We start from the raw sequence: 14,044 nt of genomic DNA, 5'->3' as shown, positions 1-14,044 counted from the left end.
GCAACAAATCGACGCGGACATCTTCCCACCCGTCCCAGCAGTGTCTATGTTCACCATGGGTCCCACTAGTGGGACGTCTTACGCCGGCCCGTACCCCCGTTGGGCCGGTTCCCTCACACCGGAGGTACCACGTGCGCAAAGTCGCAGTGGGTCTGCTCGGGCTCTCGCTGACGGCGACAGGTCTGGTGACGGGTACGTCCGCCAGCGCCGCGCCGACGCCGAAGCTCCCGACGGCGGCCCCGTCGGTCGCGGAACCCCAGGCGGACCACGATCTGCCCAACCCGCTCGAAACCAAGCGGCGGGCACTGCGCCAGGAGGGCCTCAGCGAGGTCCTTTCCGGCAAGGCCAAGGCGCAGAAGATCAACGGCAGCACGGTCGTCAAGGTCGGCAAGACCCAGGCTGCGGGCACCAACGCCCGGACGACGGCCTCGGGCGTCGCCCAGACGCAGGACCAGTACGTCGAGCTGGGCCGCGAGCGGACCGACAAGATCTTCGTGATCCTCGCGGAGTTCGGCAACGAGCGGCACCCGAGCTACCCGGACCAGGACACGGCCCCGGCCGTGCCCGGCCCGACCCGGTTCGACGGGCCGCTGCACAACGAGATCCCGGCCCCCAACCGGGCGGTGGACAACTCCACCGTCTGGCAGGCCGACTACAACGCCGACCACTACCGGAAGCTGTACTTCGGCACCGGGCAGGGCGACGAGTCGCTGAAGCAGTACTACGAGGCCCAGTCCTCGGGTCGCTACAGCGTCGAGGGCGAGGTCACCGACTGGGTCAAGGTGAAGTACAACGAGGCCCGGTACGGCCGTTCCAACGGCTACCCCTGCGCCTCGAACGTCTGCAACAACACCTGGGCCCTGGTCCGCGACGCCGCCAACCAGTGGGTCGCCGACCAGAAGGCCGCCGGCCGCACCGACGCCCAGATCGCCGCCGACGTCAAGTCGATGGACGAGTGGGACCGGTACGACTTCGACGGCGACGGCAACTTCAACGAGCCGGACGGCTACATCGACCACTTCCAGATCGTCCACTCCGGCGGCGACCAGGCCGACGGTGACCCGATCCAGGGTGAGGACGCCATCTGGAGCCACCGGTGGTACGCCTTCGCCAGCGACCAGGGCAACACCGGCCCGGCGAACTTCCCGGCCGGCGGCACCCAGATCGGCAACACCGGCGTCTGGATCGGCGACTACACCATCCAGCCGGAGAACGGTGGCCGGAGCGTCTTCTACCACGAGTACGGTCACGACCTCGGTCTGCCGGACGACTACAACGTCATCAACAGCGGTGACAACAACAACGAGCACTGGACCCTGATGGCCCAGAGCCGGCTCGGCGCCAAGAACGACGGCGGCATCGGCGAGCGGGGCGGCGACCTCGGCGCCTGGAACAAGCTCCAGCTCGGCTGGCTCGACTACGAGGTCGTGGTGGCCGGCCAGCAGAAGACCCTCAACCTGGGCCCGCAGGAGTACAACTCCGACAAGGCGCAGGGTGCCGTGGTCGTGCTGCCGCAGCGGGAGTACTCCTTCCAGAACGGCAAGCCGTTCGAGGGGACCAAGCAGTTCTTCTCCGGCAACGACGACGACCTGAACACCACGATGACGCGGACGATCGACCTCACCGGGAAGACCAGCGCCGCGCTCACCATGAAGGGTCGTTACTCGATCGAGGCGGACTACGACTACCTCTTCTTCGAGGCCAGCACCGACGGTGGCCAGACCTGGGCCACCCTGCCGGGTACCGCCAACGGCAAGGCCCTCAAGGAGATCTCCCCCGGGCGCTTCGCCCTGGACGGCTCCAGCAACGGCCAGTGGGTCGACGTCAACATCCCGATGAACGCGGCTGCCGGCAAGGTGGTGCAGTTCCGGCTGCGCTACCAGACCGACGGTGGCGTCTCCGAGGGCGGCTTCTACGGTGACGCGATCACCATCACCGCCGACGGGCAGACCGTGCTCAGCGACGGTGCGGAGGCCGGTGCCGCCGGTTGGACCCTGAACGGGTTCAGCGTGGTTGCCGAGACCTACATCCGTAAGTTCGACAACTACTACATCGCCGGCAACCGGTCGTACGTGTCGTACGACCAGTACCTCAAGACCGGCCCGTACTACTTCGGTTACGCGAACAGCCGCCCGGACTACGTGGACCACTACGCGTACCAGGAGGGTCTGCTGATCTCCTACTGGAACCTCCGGTGGGCCGACAACGACACCTTCGACCACCCGGGCGAGGGTCGGAACATGATCATCGACGCGCACCCGGAGCCGCTGTACAACCTGACCGGCGCCCCGTGGCGGGCCCGCGTCCAGGTGTACGACGCGCCGTTCAGCCTGAAGAAGGCGGACTCGTTCACGCTGCACATCAACAGCGTGCCGCAGTACGTCCGCGGCCAGGCCGCGCAGCCGCTGTTCGACGACACCAAGCAGTACTGGTACCCGGAGCTGCCGAACCACGGCGTCAAGCTCCCGGCCACCGGCACCAAGATCCGCGTCGTGGAGCAGAACGGCACCTCGCTGAAGGTCCGCTTCTCCTGATCCGCTGATCAGCGCACCACCTGCTTTACCCGATGCCCGGGCAGGACTCCTGCCCGGGCATCGGCCCGTCCGGGGCCGGCCGGATGCCGGTCCACCGCCGCCGTGGCACGCTGGCTCCGCGCGTACCCGTGGCGGGTGCGCCGGGAACGGAGGCGACCGTGACCGACGAACAGACCCCGACCACCGACCCGCCGGCCGGCACCCGACCACCCGCCGACCGGCCGGCACCGCCCGCCGACCGCGCGGCGACGCCGGGCCCGCCCGCCGGCCGGCCGGCACCGCCCTCCGCCGCCCCGCCGCCCACCCCGCGCCGGCCCGCCGCACCCCCACGGCACCCCACCGACCGACGCCGGCCGGACCGGCTCGCCGGGAGGATCACCCGGGGCGGCGACGGCCCGTGCTACGGCCTGGTCACCGACGACGGCCACGAGTACGCGCTGCACGGCCCCGGCCTGGGCACCGTCGCCACCGGCAGCACCGTCGTGGTCACCGTCGACCCGGCCGCGCCACCCGCCGCCTGCGGCCCCGGCACCCCGGTCGGCGTCGTCCGGATCAGCGTCGTCCGCTGAGTCCGCTCAGCCCACCGCAGACCGGTCCGAGGCGCGTACGGCCGTCCGGCCCGGGTCGACGGGACGATCGACAGGCGCCGAGGTCCTAGGCTGTGCCCATGACCGAGCAGCGTGGCGGGCCCACCGACGAGTCCTGCGTCCTCACCGAGGGGCCGTGGACGCACCGGTTCGTCGGCGCGAACGGCAGCCGGTTCCACGTCGTCGAGGCGGGCACCGGGCCGATGGTGCTCTTCCTGCACGGCTTCCCCGAGCACTGGTGGGCCTGGCACACGATGCTCCCCGCCATCGCCGACGCCGGCTTCCGGGCCGTCGCGGTGGACCTGCGCGGTTACGGCGCCAGCGACAAACCACCCCGGGGGTACGACGGTTACACCCTCGCCGCCGACGTCGCCGGCCTGATCCGCGCCCTCGGGGAACGGTCCGCCACCGTGGTCGGCACCGGCTCGGGTGGGCTGATCGGCTGGACAGCCGCCTCGTTCCACCCCACCCTGGTCCGCCGGCTGGTGGTGCTCGGCGCACCCCATCCGCTGCGGTTGCGCGCGGCCATCTTCGCCGACCCGCGCGGTCAGTTCGCCGCCTCCACCCCGGCGCTGAAGTTCCAGCTCCCCCGGTACGAGCACGTGCTCACCCGCAACGACGCCGCCGAGGTGCAGCAGATGCTGAGCCGTTGGGGCGGCCCCCGCTGGGTGGCCGGCCCCGACTTCGCCGGGTACGCGCAGCGCTGCCGGGAGGCGATGCTCATCCCGCAGGCCGCCTTCTGCGCGCTGGAGGGCTACCGGTGGGCCTTCCGCTCGGTGCTGCGGCTGCACGGCTACCGGTTCGTCCGGCTGATGCAGAAGCCCCTGGTCACCCCCACCCTCCAATTGCACGGGGCGGCCGACGTCGCGTCCCTGCCACGCACCGCGCAGGGCTCCGGCCGGTACGTCAGCGCCCCCTACGAGTGGCGGCTGATCGACGGGGTGGGCCACTTCCCCCACGTGGAGGCCGGCGACGTGGTGCTCGGCGAGATCCTGCGCTGGACCAAGTCCTGACCCGGCCGGCCCGTCTCCCGGCCGGCGGTCAGACGCGCTGTTCGCGCAGGTCGGCGACCTCGGTGGCCGGCGCCCAGCCCTGGTAGACGCCGAAGTCGAAGACCTCCAGCCCCATCGCCTGCGCCACCGGCCAGCGACCACCCGTGTACTCGACCCGCAGCCACCCGTCGTGCTCGCCGAGCACGATGAACGGCTGCCCCTGCCAGGTGCAGGTGGTCCGCACGTACGCCAGGTCCTCGACCTCACCGGCCGGCACGACCCGCACGTACCGGCCGGGGCGTACCTCCTCGAAGCCGTCGGCGGGTTCCGGCTGGTAGATCCGTACGTGGTCGCCGTCCGGGCTGACCTGGTACTCCCGCCCCTGCCAGCGGGCCACGTAACCGTCACGCATCACGGCTCGCCCACCCGCCGCCAGACCAGCGCATCGGTGTCCAGGATGGCGATCACCCGTTCGGTGCCCTCCGTGCCGATCCGCCAGAGCTGTGCGCCGTGCGGCAACCGTGCGCTGTCCACCTTGAACTCGGCCACCACGTCGCTGCTCTCGCCGGGGGCGAACCCGTTGCCCCGGAACGGCGCGCGCTCGATCACCCAGCCCTCCATGGCCCGCATCGCCGCCTCGTTCTGCCCGCCGTACGGGATGCGGTAGAGACTCGGCCGGTACGCGGGCCAGCGCAGCACGTAGGTCGCCTCGGCGTCGCGGGCGAAGGGCGAATCCGGGTAGCCCAGCCCCAGGGCGTCGTGCAGTTCCGCAGGGGTGGTCAGGTGGGCCAGTTCGCCGGCCCGGTGCACGAAACCGGAGACCCGGTCGTAGCCGCGTTCCAGGTAGTAGGCGAGTTGGCTCGGGGCGACCGCCTTCTGCATCACCACCGGACGGGACGGGTCGGTGACCGGCGGGGCGTACCGGGTACGTTCGGCGGGTGCCTCGGCGGCGGCCACCGGCTCCAGGTCCGCCTCGTCACCGAGCCCGACCTCGGCCGCCCAACTGGCCAGGGCCACGATCTGCTCGCCGGGGAGCTTGGCCCCGACCGGGGTGCCCGGGTTGACGGCGAACGCCCAGCCCGGGTCCGGCCACCGCCGGATCAACTGGACGAAGCGCACCTCGATCGTCTCGACCGGCGGCACGTCGTGCTCGGCCAGCCGCTCCGGGGAGGTGTAGACCACCACGTACGTCTCACCGTCGGTCGTCCCGGTACGCCACTGGAAACCGGGCTCGCCGGGGCGGCTGCCGGCCACCGAGTCGGGGTTGACCGGAAGCAGCACCCGGGCCAGCAGCAGGGTGGAGAGGAAACCGTCGGTGCTGCCGGCGCCGGCCGCGTCCAGCAGGTTCTCCTCGACCTCGTTGGCCGGCAGGAACGCCTCGTCGACGGTCGGCGGGGTGTCCGTGCCGACGGTCGTCGACGGGCTCCCGGGCGGTGTGCTGCCGGCCGGGGCCGGGCCGGCGGCCGGCCCCGGTGCCGCCGGGGAGGTCGGCCCGGCGATGATCGGCACGGCAGTGGTCGGCACTGTAGTGGTGGGGCCGGCAGTGGCGGTCGGCACGGCGGTGGTCGGTGCCGCCGGGGAGGTCTGCACGGCCCGTTCGGCGGCGGGGGTCCAGAGGTCGACCGGGGTGGAACGCGGGTCGACACCGTCCGCTCCCGGCGCGGTGGCCGTCGGGGCCGCCCCGGCGGTCCGGGCCGGCGCACCCTCCGTGGGAGGACCGGCTGCGTCCCCCGTCGGCGTCGGGGCGACGGGTCCGGTGGGCGCGCTGTCCGCCGGTGCGGTGTCGTCCGGCGCGGTCCACGCCTGCGTTCCCGCAGCCGGCCCGGTGACCGGCGCGTCCGCTGCCGGCGCGGGCGGGGGGACGGTCGGAGCGCCCGCCGGCGGGGCCGGCACCACCGGCGGAGGTGCCACGTCCGGCGGGGCCGCCGCCACCTCCGCGCGGGCCTTCGAGGCGGCCCGCTCGGCGGACGGGGTCCACAGGTCATCCGGGGCGGGACGGGGCCGGGCGGCCGGTGGCGGACCGGTGGGCGACGGCGGGAAAACCGGCCCGGATGCGGGCGGGCGGCCGGGAACGCCGAAGGGGCCGCCGGTCCCGTTCAGGTTGACCGTGTCCTCGGCACCCGGGCCCCCGACCGGCGGTACCGGGGTCGCCGTGGTGGCGGAGGCCGACGGCGGCACGGCAGCGGCGGGGGGAACGAACGGCGCGGCGGCCGGCGGGGGGACGACCGGTGGCGCGGGAGCCGCCGGGGGGACGAACAGCGGACCCTGGGCGACGGACGGGGCCGGTGCGGGGGCGACCGGGAGGTCGCGGGACTCCAGGATCACACCCTCTATCACGATGGGCATGAACCCCCGGCGGGACACCGGCGGCGCGGAGACCGGCTCGGCGACGGAGGGCGGCAGCTCCTCCGCCTCGCCCCGGGCGGGGCTGACCGGAGCGGTCGGGCCGGTCGGAGCGGCGGGTGGGGAGACGAACGGGTCGACCGGCGGGCGGGGCTGGCGTACCCCGGACGACCCGTCCGGGGTGGGCTGCCGGCGGGGTAACGCCTGGGTGGCCTCCGCCGCCGGCGGTGGCGTACGGAAGGCGCGGGTCGCCTCCTCCGCCGCCGGACCGACGTGGAAGGCCCGGGTGGGCTCCCCACCGGGCGGGTCCACCCGGAAGGCCCGGGTCGGTTCCTCGGCCAGCGGGTCCGGGGAACGGCCGGCCGACGACACCCCGTTGCCGGGACCGGGCCGGGCCGGCGGATCGGCCACCCGGAACGCGCGGGCCGCCTCGTCCTCGCCCGCCTGGGTGGGCGCCGGACGGCGTCGGGGGAACGGTTGACCGCCCATCCCGGGGCGGGTCGGTGGGGCCGCCCGCTCGCCCGAGCGCAGCGGATTGTCCCGGGATGACCGGGTGGCACCGCGCGCACTGGACGGCTCGAAGAACGAGGTACGCCCGTTGGCCGGGCCGGCTGACTCCTCACCCAGCAGCCGGCGGCGGGGAACCGCCGGCCAGCCGGCGTTGGTCGTGCCCGGCACGGCGGGCGGCTCCGCGAAGGCGGGCCTGCCCTGCTCGGGCGGACCAGCGGTGGTGCGCGGGCCACCACCGGGCGGGCCGACCGGATGCCCCCGCTCGTCGGTCAGCGACGCGCCCGTCGCCGGGCGGACGACGCCCCCAGCGGGTGGGGCGGTGGCGGACGACGCCGGCCGGGGCTGGGCCCAGCCCGCGGAGAGGTCGGCGGTCGGCTCGACGTCGGCCGGCCCGCCGGGCGCGCCCCGGACCGGCATCTGGTCGGCCTCCGCCCGGGACCGCACCCCCGGGGGGCGGCCGGGCAGCCGGACGTCGCCCCGGGAGAGCTGCGAGACGAACCAGGCGGGCAGGTAGCCCTCGATCGGCAGACCGGGGTTCACCGCCAGCCACCACTCGTGGTTGGGCCACTCGACGGCCAGGTCGGCGTAGCGGCTGCGCCGGTAGGGGCCGGCGGAGGACCCGAGGCAGGCGTGCATCGCGGCGGCCGAGGTGAAGGCCAGCACGTGGGTGCGGCCACCGGTGGTCCAGGTGCCCCAGCCCATCGGTGCCGCACCGGCGAGGGCCTGACCGGAGACCGGGAGGAAAAGCTCTGTACCGGCCAGAATCCGGAAGTAGAGCTCCTGGTCACCGGCGTGCAGCGCGTCACGCATCGCCGTCTCGGCCTCGGTAGCCGGCTCCCAGTCGGTCACGGCCACCTCTCCTCCCGGATCAGGCCACAGGCGTCGCGTACAACCTACAAGGTGAAAACAAGATCACGATAAGTCGGTCACCGGCCGGCCGCCCTGGTAACGGACCGGGCGCTAACATCCCGTTGCGGAGCCGACACGATACGGAGGCGGTCGATGTCCCGGTCCGGCAGCCGACGAGCGTTCGTCACCCTGGCAGCGGCCCTGTTCGCCGTACCGCCGGCGGCCGTCGTGGCGTCGGTCACCCCGGCCCGCGCCGCCCCGGCCTGCGCCACGTCGCCCGCGCCGGCCCGCCCGGTCGCCGCCGCCCCGTGGCCCCAGCGACGGTACGCCCCGCAGCGGCTCGCCCCGCTGGCCACCGGTGCCGGCGTCACCGTGGCGGTGGTCGACTCGGGCGTCGACCGGCGGCACCCCCAACTCCGGGGGCGGGTGCTCGACGGCGCGGACTTCCTCGACCCGGGCGGCGACGGCACCCGGGACTGCGCCGGTCACGGCACCGGGGTGGCCAGCATCATCGCCGCCGGGGAGGCCGGCGGGGTGGCCTTCCGGGGGCTCGCACCCGACGCCCGCATCCTGCCGGTACGGGTCAGCGAACAGCAGGTCGTCGAGGGGCGGGAGGCGGGGCGTACGGTCAGCGCCGCCGGTTTCGCCCAGGCCGTCCGGTGGGCGGTGGACCACGACGCCGACGTGCTCAACCTCTCCGTCGTCCTGTACGCCGACGACCCGGCCGTACGCGACGCGATCGACTACGCGCTGCGGCGGGACGTGGTCGTGGTGGCCGCCGCCGGCAACCTGCACGACGGCGGGGACCCGCTGCCCTATCCGGCGGCGTACGACGGGGTGCTCGGCGTCGGCGCGGTCACCCCGACCGGCGTGCGCGCCCCGTTCTCCCAGGTCGGCCCGTACGTCGACCTGGTCGCGCCGGGCGGTGACGTGCTGATGGCCGCGCCGGGGCGGGGTCACCAGCGGGCCGAGGGCACCAGCTACGCCGCCCCGTTCGTGGCGGGCACCGCCGCGCTGCTGCGGCAGTACCGGCCGGAACTCGATGCCGCCGGGGTGGCCCGCCGGATCGTCGGCACCACCGATCCGGCGCCGGGTGGCCGGGAGGGCGGTTACGGTGCCGGCGTGCTCAACCCGTACCGGGCGGTGGTGGAGACCGGTGGTGCCCCCCGGCCGGCCACCCGCCCGACGACGGCCCTGCCGGTGCCGCAGGCCGATCCGGCGCTGCTGGCGCAGGGGCACCGGCGGGCGGCGGCCCGGCAGCGGGCGTTGCTGGTCGCCTCGGCCGTCGGCGGGACGGTGCTGGTGGCGGTGCTGCTGGCCGTGGTGCTCCCCCGGGGCGTCCGCCGCCGCTGGCACCCGGCCGGCCCGGCCTGACGGTGACGCCCGACCGTCGACCGGCCGGACGTCACCGCCGCAGCACCGCCGACCGCGTCACCATCGGGGAGCCACTCGGCGAGCCGGGCGGCACGGCGCGGGCCGCCGGGCCCGCCGGGACGCCGCCCGGCTCACTGGAACAGGCCGGTGTTGCGCTTCTCGGTGTCGAGGTAGTCGGCGGCGGAGTCGTCGACGGCGAGTTTGATGTCCCGCAGCATCGCCTGGAGATCCTGCGATGCGGAGCGCCACCGCGCCTGCCGCTGCTCGTACGCCCGGCGGGCCTCGCCGTCCCAGCCGGCGACCAGTGGGGCGGCGTCCCGTTCCAGCTGGCCGAGCTGCGCGTCGAGGGTGTTCAGTGCCTTCTGGATGTCCGCGCCGGCCTGGTGCAGCGCGGCGAAGTTGACGACCAGCACACCGTGGTCCATCGGATCGCTCCTCCCGGAGATGTGGTTAGAGCGGCAGTTGGATGCCGCGACTGGTGCCGGCGACCCGGCCGGCGGCCTCGGTGTCCGAGGCGTCGTACTGGCGGCCGGCGGTGCGCAGGGCCGCCGCGGTCTCCCGCAGGGCCCGTTGCAGCACGGCCTGGTCCCGCCCCCACTGCTGCTTGACCTGCTCGAAGGAGCGCCCACCGGCGCCCCGCCAGGCCTGCTGCAACACCTCCAGCTCGGCCATCAGGCCGGTCAGCATGGCCTGCAACGACTGGTCCACCTGCTCGAACCTGGTGGCGGTGTGGTGCATCACCGCCGCTTCTGCCTGGGTCTGGGACACCCGGACGTCACCTCGTCTCCCCGGTCGGGGCCGACCGCCGGCCGTCCACTGCGGACGGGGCGTCCGTCGGCATGGGACCGGACGGACCTGGTCGGCGAATCAGTCGCTGACGGTAGTCGCACCGTCGCCGTTGTGCTACCCCGTCCCGCTCCCCTGTGGACAACGCGCCCCGACGTCGGACGGCGGGACCCCACCGGGCCGACCGGGCCACTACGATGGGTCACGCTCCCGTCGCATTCCGGTCCCGGCCGGAGGTCGGTTCCGGTCCCGGCCGGAGGTTGATGGCGGGGCATCCCGACGACCGACCAGGGCGGGCACACGGAGGAGACGTGGTGACGGCGAGCACGACCGACCGCCCGCTGCGGCGGACCGCCGAGGCCCCACCCCGCCCCCGCACCGGCACTGCCGTACACCCCGGTCAGTTCGTCGCCACGCAGGTCGCACTGGCGCTGCCGGTGGCCGCGTACGGCCGCGGGCCGGTGCCGGCGGTGCTCGCCGCGGTCGGTGCGGTGGTCCTGGCCGGTCTCGGCTGGGGGCGCTGGCGCGGGCGGTGGCTGTTCGACTGGTGGGGCACCGCCGCCGGGTTCCTCACCCGCCGGCACGGCCTGCCCGCCGACACCGCCCCGGAAGCCCTGCTGGACCTGCTGCTTCCCGATGCCGCGCTGGCCGGCGTGGAGTTGGCCGACGGGCCGGCGGCGGTGGTCGACGACGCCACCGGGCTGACCGTCCTGCTCGACCTGGGCGACCCGGGCGACCTGCTCGGCGACCGGTCCCACCCGCTGCCGGCGCCCGGCACGCTGCTGCCGCCGGCCGGGCCGGAGCAACCGCCGGTGCGGGTGCAGGTGCTGCTGCACGCCGTACCGGCCCCGGCGGCGGCCGGTGGCGCGGCCGGCACCTCGTACCGGCAGTTGACCGAGGGGCGGCTGCCGGGTCAGGAACGGGCCCTGCTCGCCGTCCGGGTGGTGCGGGCGCCCGGCTGGTCCGACACGGACCTGCGCCGGGCGCTGGCCGGCACGGTGCGGCGGATCGTCCGCCGAGTGGGGCCGCTGCCGGCCCGCCCGCTGGGCCGGCACGCCGCGCTGCGGGTGCTCGCCGAACTCGCCCACCACGACCCCGGCCGGCCGGTGCGCGAGAGCTGGTCGACGCTGTGCGTCGGCGACCAGCACCAGGCCGCCTTCCGGTTGGTCCACTGGCCGGACGCCCGGGTCGACCCGGGTCGCCGGTTGGTGTCCCGGCTGCTGGCCCTGCCGGCGACCGCCACCACCGTCTCACTCGTGGCCGGCCCGCAGGCCGGCGACACCGCACCACCGACGTGCCTGACGGTACGGCTGGCCGCCGCCACGCCGGTCGCGCTGGAGCACGCCGCCGAGGGGTTGTGCCGGCTCGTCGCCGACGCCGGTGGTGAGCTGCGCCGGCTCGACGGCGCGCAGTTGCCCGGCCTGGCCGCCACGTTGCCGTTGGCGGTGCCCGGGGCGGCCACGCCGGGGGTCGAGCCGCCGGAGCTGACCCTGGGCGGGGCGGGGCTGATGGTGGGGGCCAACCGGCACGGCGGTGCGGTGACCGTCCGGCTGTTCCGTGCCGAGGGCACCCGGCTGGTGCTGGTCGGCGGGCTGGCGGCGGCCCAACTGCTGGTGCTGCGGGCGTTGGCGCTGGGGGCCGGGGTGCTGGTGCAGACCGGTCGGCCACGCGCCTGGGAGCCGTTCGTACGCGGGGTCGGCGGGCAGCAGGGCGGGGTGGTGGTGGTCCCCACCGGGCGGGCGGTCGGCGTCACCGGTTCCCCGCTGCGTCCGCTGCTGGTGGTGGCCGACGCGGGTACGGCGGCCGGCGAACCGCCACCCGGGGCGGGATGGGTGTCCACCCTGGTGGTCCGGGACGAGTTGACCCCGGCGGACGTGGACACCCTCGGCCGGGCCGACCTGGCGGTGCTGCAACCCCTCGACCCGCCGGAGGCCGCCCTGGCGGGTACCGCGCTGGGGCTGGGGGGTGCGGCGGAGTGGTTGACCCGCATCCGCGACGACATGGTCGCGGTGGTCAACCGGCGGGCGCTGCGCTGGGCGCTGCTCTCGCCCACCCCGATCGAGTCGCAACTGGTCGGTCGGCCCGGCCGGCGCTGACCGCACGGACCCGGTGGTTTCCCTGGCTGGACCGCACGTGGCACGATCCCGGCCATGGATTTTCTGAAGGGCCTTCTGATCCGGCTGGGTTCCACGGTGGTGGCCTTCTGGCTGGCGACGCTGCTCATCCCCGGCATCTCGCTCGACACCGGTTCGGCCGGCGAGGCGATCGTCACCCTGGTGCTGGTCTCGGTGATCTTCGGCGTGGTCAACGCGGTGCTCCAGCCGGTCATCAAGACGGTCGGCTGCGGCTTCTACCTGCTCACCCTCGGGCTGATCGCCCTGGTCGTCAACGGGCTGCTGTTCCTGCTCACCAGCTGGATCGCCGGGCAGGCGGACCTGCCGTTCCACGTGGACGGGTTCTGGCCCGAGGCGGTGCTGGGCGCGCTCCTGGTCGGCATCGTGACCTGGATCCTCGGGGCCGTCCTCGACCGCGACTGACCCGGTTGCCGGCCGCCGCCCCGACCGGGGTGGTGGCCGGCCGGGGCGGCCACCGGACGGGAATTGGCTGGCGGGACGGCCACCGGGTGGGGCTAGCGTGGCGGGGTGTTCTCGTTGACCCATCCCGACGGCTGGCAGCTCGACACCGACCCGGAGCGCATCGACCGGGACCGGGTGCACCACTGGCTCTCCACCGACGCCTACTGGGCGCTCGGGCGCAGCCGGGAGACGACGGAGCGGGCCTTCGCCGGCTCGATCCCGTACGGCGTCTACCGGCCGGAGGACGGCGGGCAGGTCGCGGTGGCCCGGGTGGTCACCGACCGGGCCACCTTCGGCTGGCTCTGCGACCTCTACGTCGCCCCGCAGGCGCGGGGCCGTGGCCTGGGTACCTGGCTGGCCGGCTCGATCCGCGACCACCTTGCCGGGTACGGCGTACGCCGGATCGCGTTGGCGACCGCCGACGCCCACGGCGTGTACGCGAAGCTGGGCTTCACCCCGGCGCCCCCGGCCCGGTGGATGGAGTGGGTGAACGAGCGGTGACCCCGCTCACCGGAAAGGAGCCTGATCCGGCTTTACCCCTTACGGTGGGATCGTGACTCCGCTGCGGCTCGGCTACCTCTACGGCTTTGGTGCGTACCTGATCTGGGGTTTCATCCCGCTCTACCTGAAGTTGCTCCGCCCGGCCGGGCCGATGGAGATCCTCGCCCACCGGATCATCTGGTCGGTGGTGTTCGTCGCGCTGCTGCTCGCCGCCATGCGCAACGTCGGCTTCCTGCGGTCACTGGCCCGCCGCCCCCGGACGCTGGCCGGGATCGTCGTCGCGGCGGCGCTGATCGCCGTGAACTGGGGCACCTACATCTACGGGGTGAACTCCGCCCGGGTGGTGGAGACCGCCCTCGGCTACTTCATCAACCCGCTGGTGTCGGTGCTGCTCGGGGTGCTGGTGCTGCGGGAGCGGCTGCGCCCGGCCCAGTGGGTGGCGCTCGGGGTGGGAGCGGCGGCGGTCGCGGTGCTCACCGTCGACTACGGCCGGCTGCCCTACCTGGCGTTGATCCTGGCGGCCAGCTTCGCCGGCTACGGGTTGGCCAAGAAGCGGCTCGGGCTGCCGGCGGCGGAGGGGCTGTTCGTCGAGTCGGCGGTGCTGGCGCTGCCCGCCCTGGGCTACCTGGGCTGGTTGGCGAGCCGGGGCGGGTCGACGTTCGGCCAGGTCTCGGCCGGGCACACCGCGCTGCTGGTGGCGGCCGGAGCGGTGACGGCCGTCCCGCTGCTGCTGTTCGCGGGCGCGGCCAACCGGCTGCCGCTGACCGCGCTCGGCATGCTCCAGTACGTGGCCCCGGTCCTCCAGCTCGGCTGCGGCGTGCTGATCTTCCACGAGCCGATGCCGCCGGCCCGGCTGGCCGGATTCACCCTGGTCTGGCTGGCCCTGGTGATCTTCAGCCTGGACGCGCTGCGGCACGGCCGCCGCACCCGGGCCGCCGCCCGCGCCGCCGCGCCGCTGCCCGCCGCCGCCCACTGAGCCACCCGACCGTCGC

The 14,044-nt window shown here is 74.7% G+C and carries 12 protein-coding genes; 8 read left to right on the top strand and 4 right to left on the bottom strand.

Translation table 11 applies throughout. The annotated features are described in order from the left end of the window. Positions 1-146 precede the first annotated feature (146 nt). From FJK98_RS02010 to FJK98_RS02000, 3 genes are all read left to right on the top strand, one after another. Positions 147-2,534: an immune inhibitor A domain-containing protein gene (locus tag FJK98_RS02010; protein ID WP_145922518.1), complete on the top strand. Its 2,388-nt coding sequence runs from the start codon at positions 147-149 to the stop codon at positions 2,532-2,534. A 158-nt stretch (positions 2,535-2,692) separates the two neighbouring features. Further along, a complete protein-coding gene (locus FJK98_RS02005; protein ID WP_145917486.1) occupies positions 2,693-3,103 on the top strand; it encodes a hypothetical protein in 411 nt (136 codons plus the stop codon). A 98-nt stretch (positions 3,104-3,201) separates the two neighbouring features. Next, a complete protein-coding gene (locus FJK98_RS02000) occupies positions 3,202-4,134 on the top strand; it encodes an alpha/beta fold hydrolase (RefSeq protein ID WP_145917485.1) in 933 nt (310 codons plus the stop codon). Positions 4,135-4,162: 28 nt separating this feature from the next. On the opposite strand, the gene FJK98_RS01995 is transcribed toward FJK98_RS02000, so the two are convergent. Both FJK98_RS01995 and FJK98_RS33495 read right to left on the bottom strand, forming a co-directional pair. After that, entirely contained in the window at positions 4,163-4,528 is a 366-nt protein-coding gene (locus FJK98_RS01995; protein WP_145917484.1) for a hypothetical protein, read from the bottom strand. Beyond that, positions 4,525-7,815, bottom strand: a complete 3,291-nt coding sequence (locus tag FJK98_RS33495; protein ID WP_240762554.1) for an SseB family protein — start codon at positions 7,813-7,815, stop codon at positions 4,525-4,527. The genes FJK98_RS01995 and FJK98_RS33495 overlap by 4 nt, the downstream gene beginning before the upstream one ends. 153 nt (positions 7,816-7,968) lie before the next feature. Between FJK98_RS33495 and mycP the strand changes: the two genes are divergently transcribed. Further along, positions 7,969-9,189, top strand: a complete 1,221-nt coding sequence (gene mycP, locus FJK98_RS01980) for a type VII secretion-associated serine protease mycosin (protein ID WP_145917483.1) — start codon at positions 7,969-7,971, stop codon at positions 9,187-9,189. A 131-nt stretch (positions 9,190-9,320) separates the two neighbouring features. Here mycP and FJK98_RS01975 read toward each other — a convergent pair whose 3' ends face one another. After that, entirely contained in the window at positions 9,321-9,614 is a 294-nt protein-coding gene (locus FJK98_RS01975; RefSeq protein ID WP_088646135.1) for a WXG100 family type VII secretion target, read from the bottom strand. A gap of 25 nt (positions 9,615-9,639) precedes the next feature. Beyond that, a complete protein-coding gene (locus tag FJK98_RS01970) occupies positions 9,640-9,957 on the bottom strand; it encodes a WXG100 family type VII secretion target (RefSeq protein WP_145917482.1) in 318 nt (105 codons plus the stop codon). A gap of 281 nt (positions 9,958-10,238) precedes the next feature. Here FJK98_RS01970 and eccE point away from each other — a divergent pair, with 281 nt between their 5' ends. From eccE to rarD, 4 genes are all read left to right on the top strand, one after another. Continuing rightward, positions 10,239-12,071, top strand: coding sequence for a type VII secretion protein EccE (eccE, locus tag FJK98_RS01965; protein ID WP_145917481.1), 1,833 nt, complete (start codon positions 10,239-10,241; stop codon positions 12,069-12,071). 54 nt (positions 12,072-12,125) lie between these two features. Then, positions 12,126-12,512, top strand: coding sequence for a phage holin family protein (locus FJK98_RS01960; RefSeq protein WP_145917480.1), 387 nt, complete (start codon positions 12,126-12,128; stop codon positions 12,510-12,512). 105 nt (positions 12,513-12,617) lie between these two features. Then, positions 12,618-13,052 (top strand): GNAT family N-acetyltransferase, encoded by a 435-nt coding sequence (locus FJK98_RS01955; RefSeq protein WP_145917479.1) that lies wholly within the window; start codon positions 12,618-12,620, stop codon positions 13,050-13,052. Between the two features lie 52 nt (positions 13,053-13,104). Continuing rightward, complete coding sequence (gene rarD / locus FJK98_RS01950) at positions 13,105-14,028, top strand: EamA family transporter RarD (RefSeq protein ID WP_145917478.1); 924 nt, start codon at positions 13,105-13,107, stop codon at positions 14,026-14,028. Positions 14,029-14,044: the final 16 nt, after the last annotated feature.

This window comes from Micromonospora sp. HM134 (assembly GCF_007833915.1).
Classification (GTDB): domain Bacteria; phylum Actinomycetota; class Actinomycetes; order Mycobacteriales; family Micromonosporaceae; genus Micromonospora; species Micromonospora wenchangensis.
This window is presented reverse-complemented; position numbering and strand designations above follow the sequence as displayed.

Coding starts and splice junctions, on each gene's coding strand:
- mycP (WP_145917483.1), top strand. CDS start 7,969: ATGTCCCGGTCCGGCAGCCGACGAGCGTTCGTCACCCTGGCAGCGGCC.
- FJK98_RS02000 (WP_145917485.1), top strand. CDS start 3,202: ATGACCGAGCAGCGTGGCGGGCCCACCGACGAGTCCTGCGTCCTCACC.
- FJK98_RS01960 (WP_145917480.1), top strand. CDS start 12,126: ATGGATTTTCTGAAGGGCCTTCTGATCCGGCTGGGTTCCACGGTGGTG.
- FJK98_RS01975 (WP_088646135.1), bottom strand. CDS start 9,614: ATGGACCACGGTGTGCTGGTCGTCAACTTCGCCGCGCTGCACCAGGCC.
- eccE (WP_145917481.1), top strand. CDS start 10,239: ATGGCGGGGCATCCCGACGACCGACCAGGGCGGGCACACGGAGGAGAC.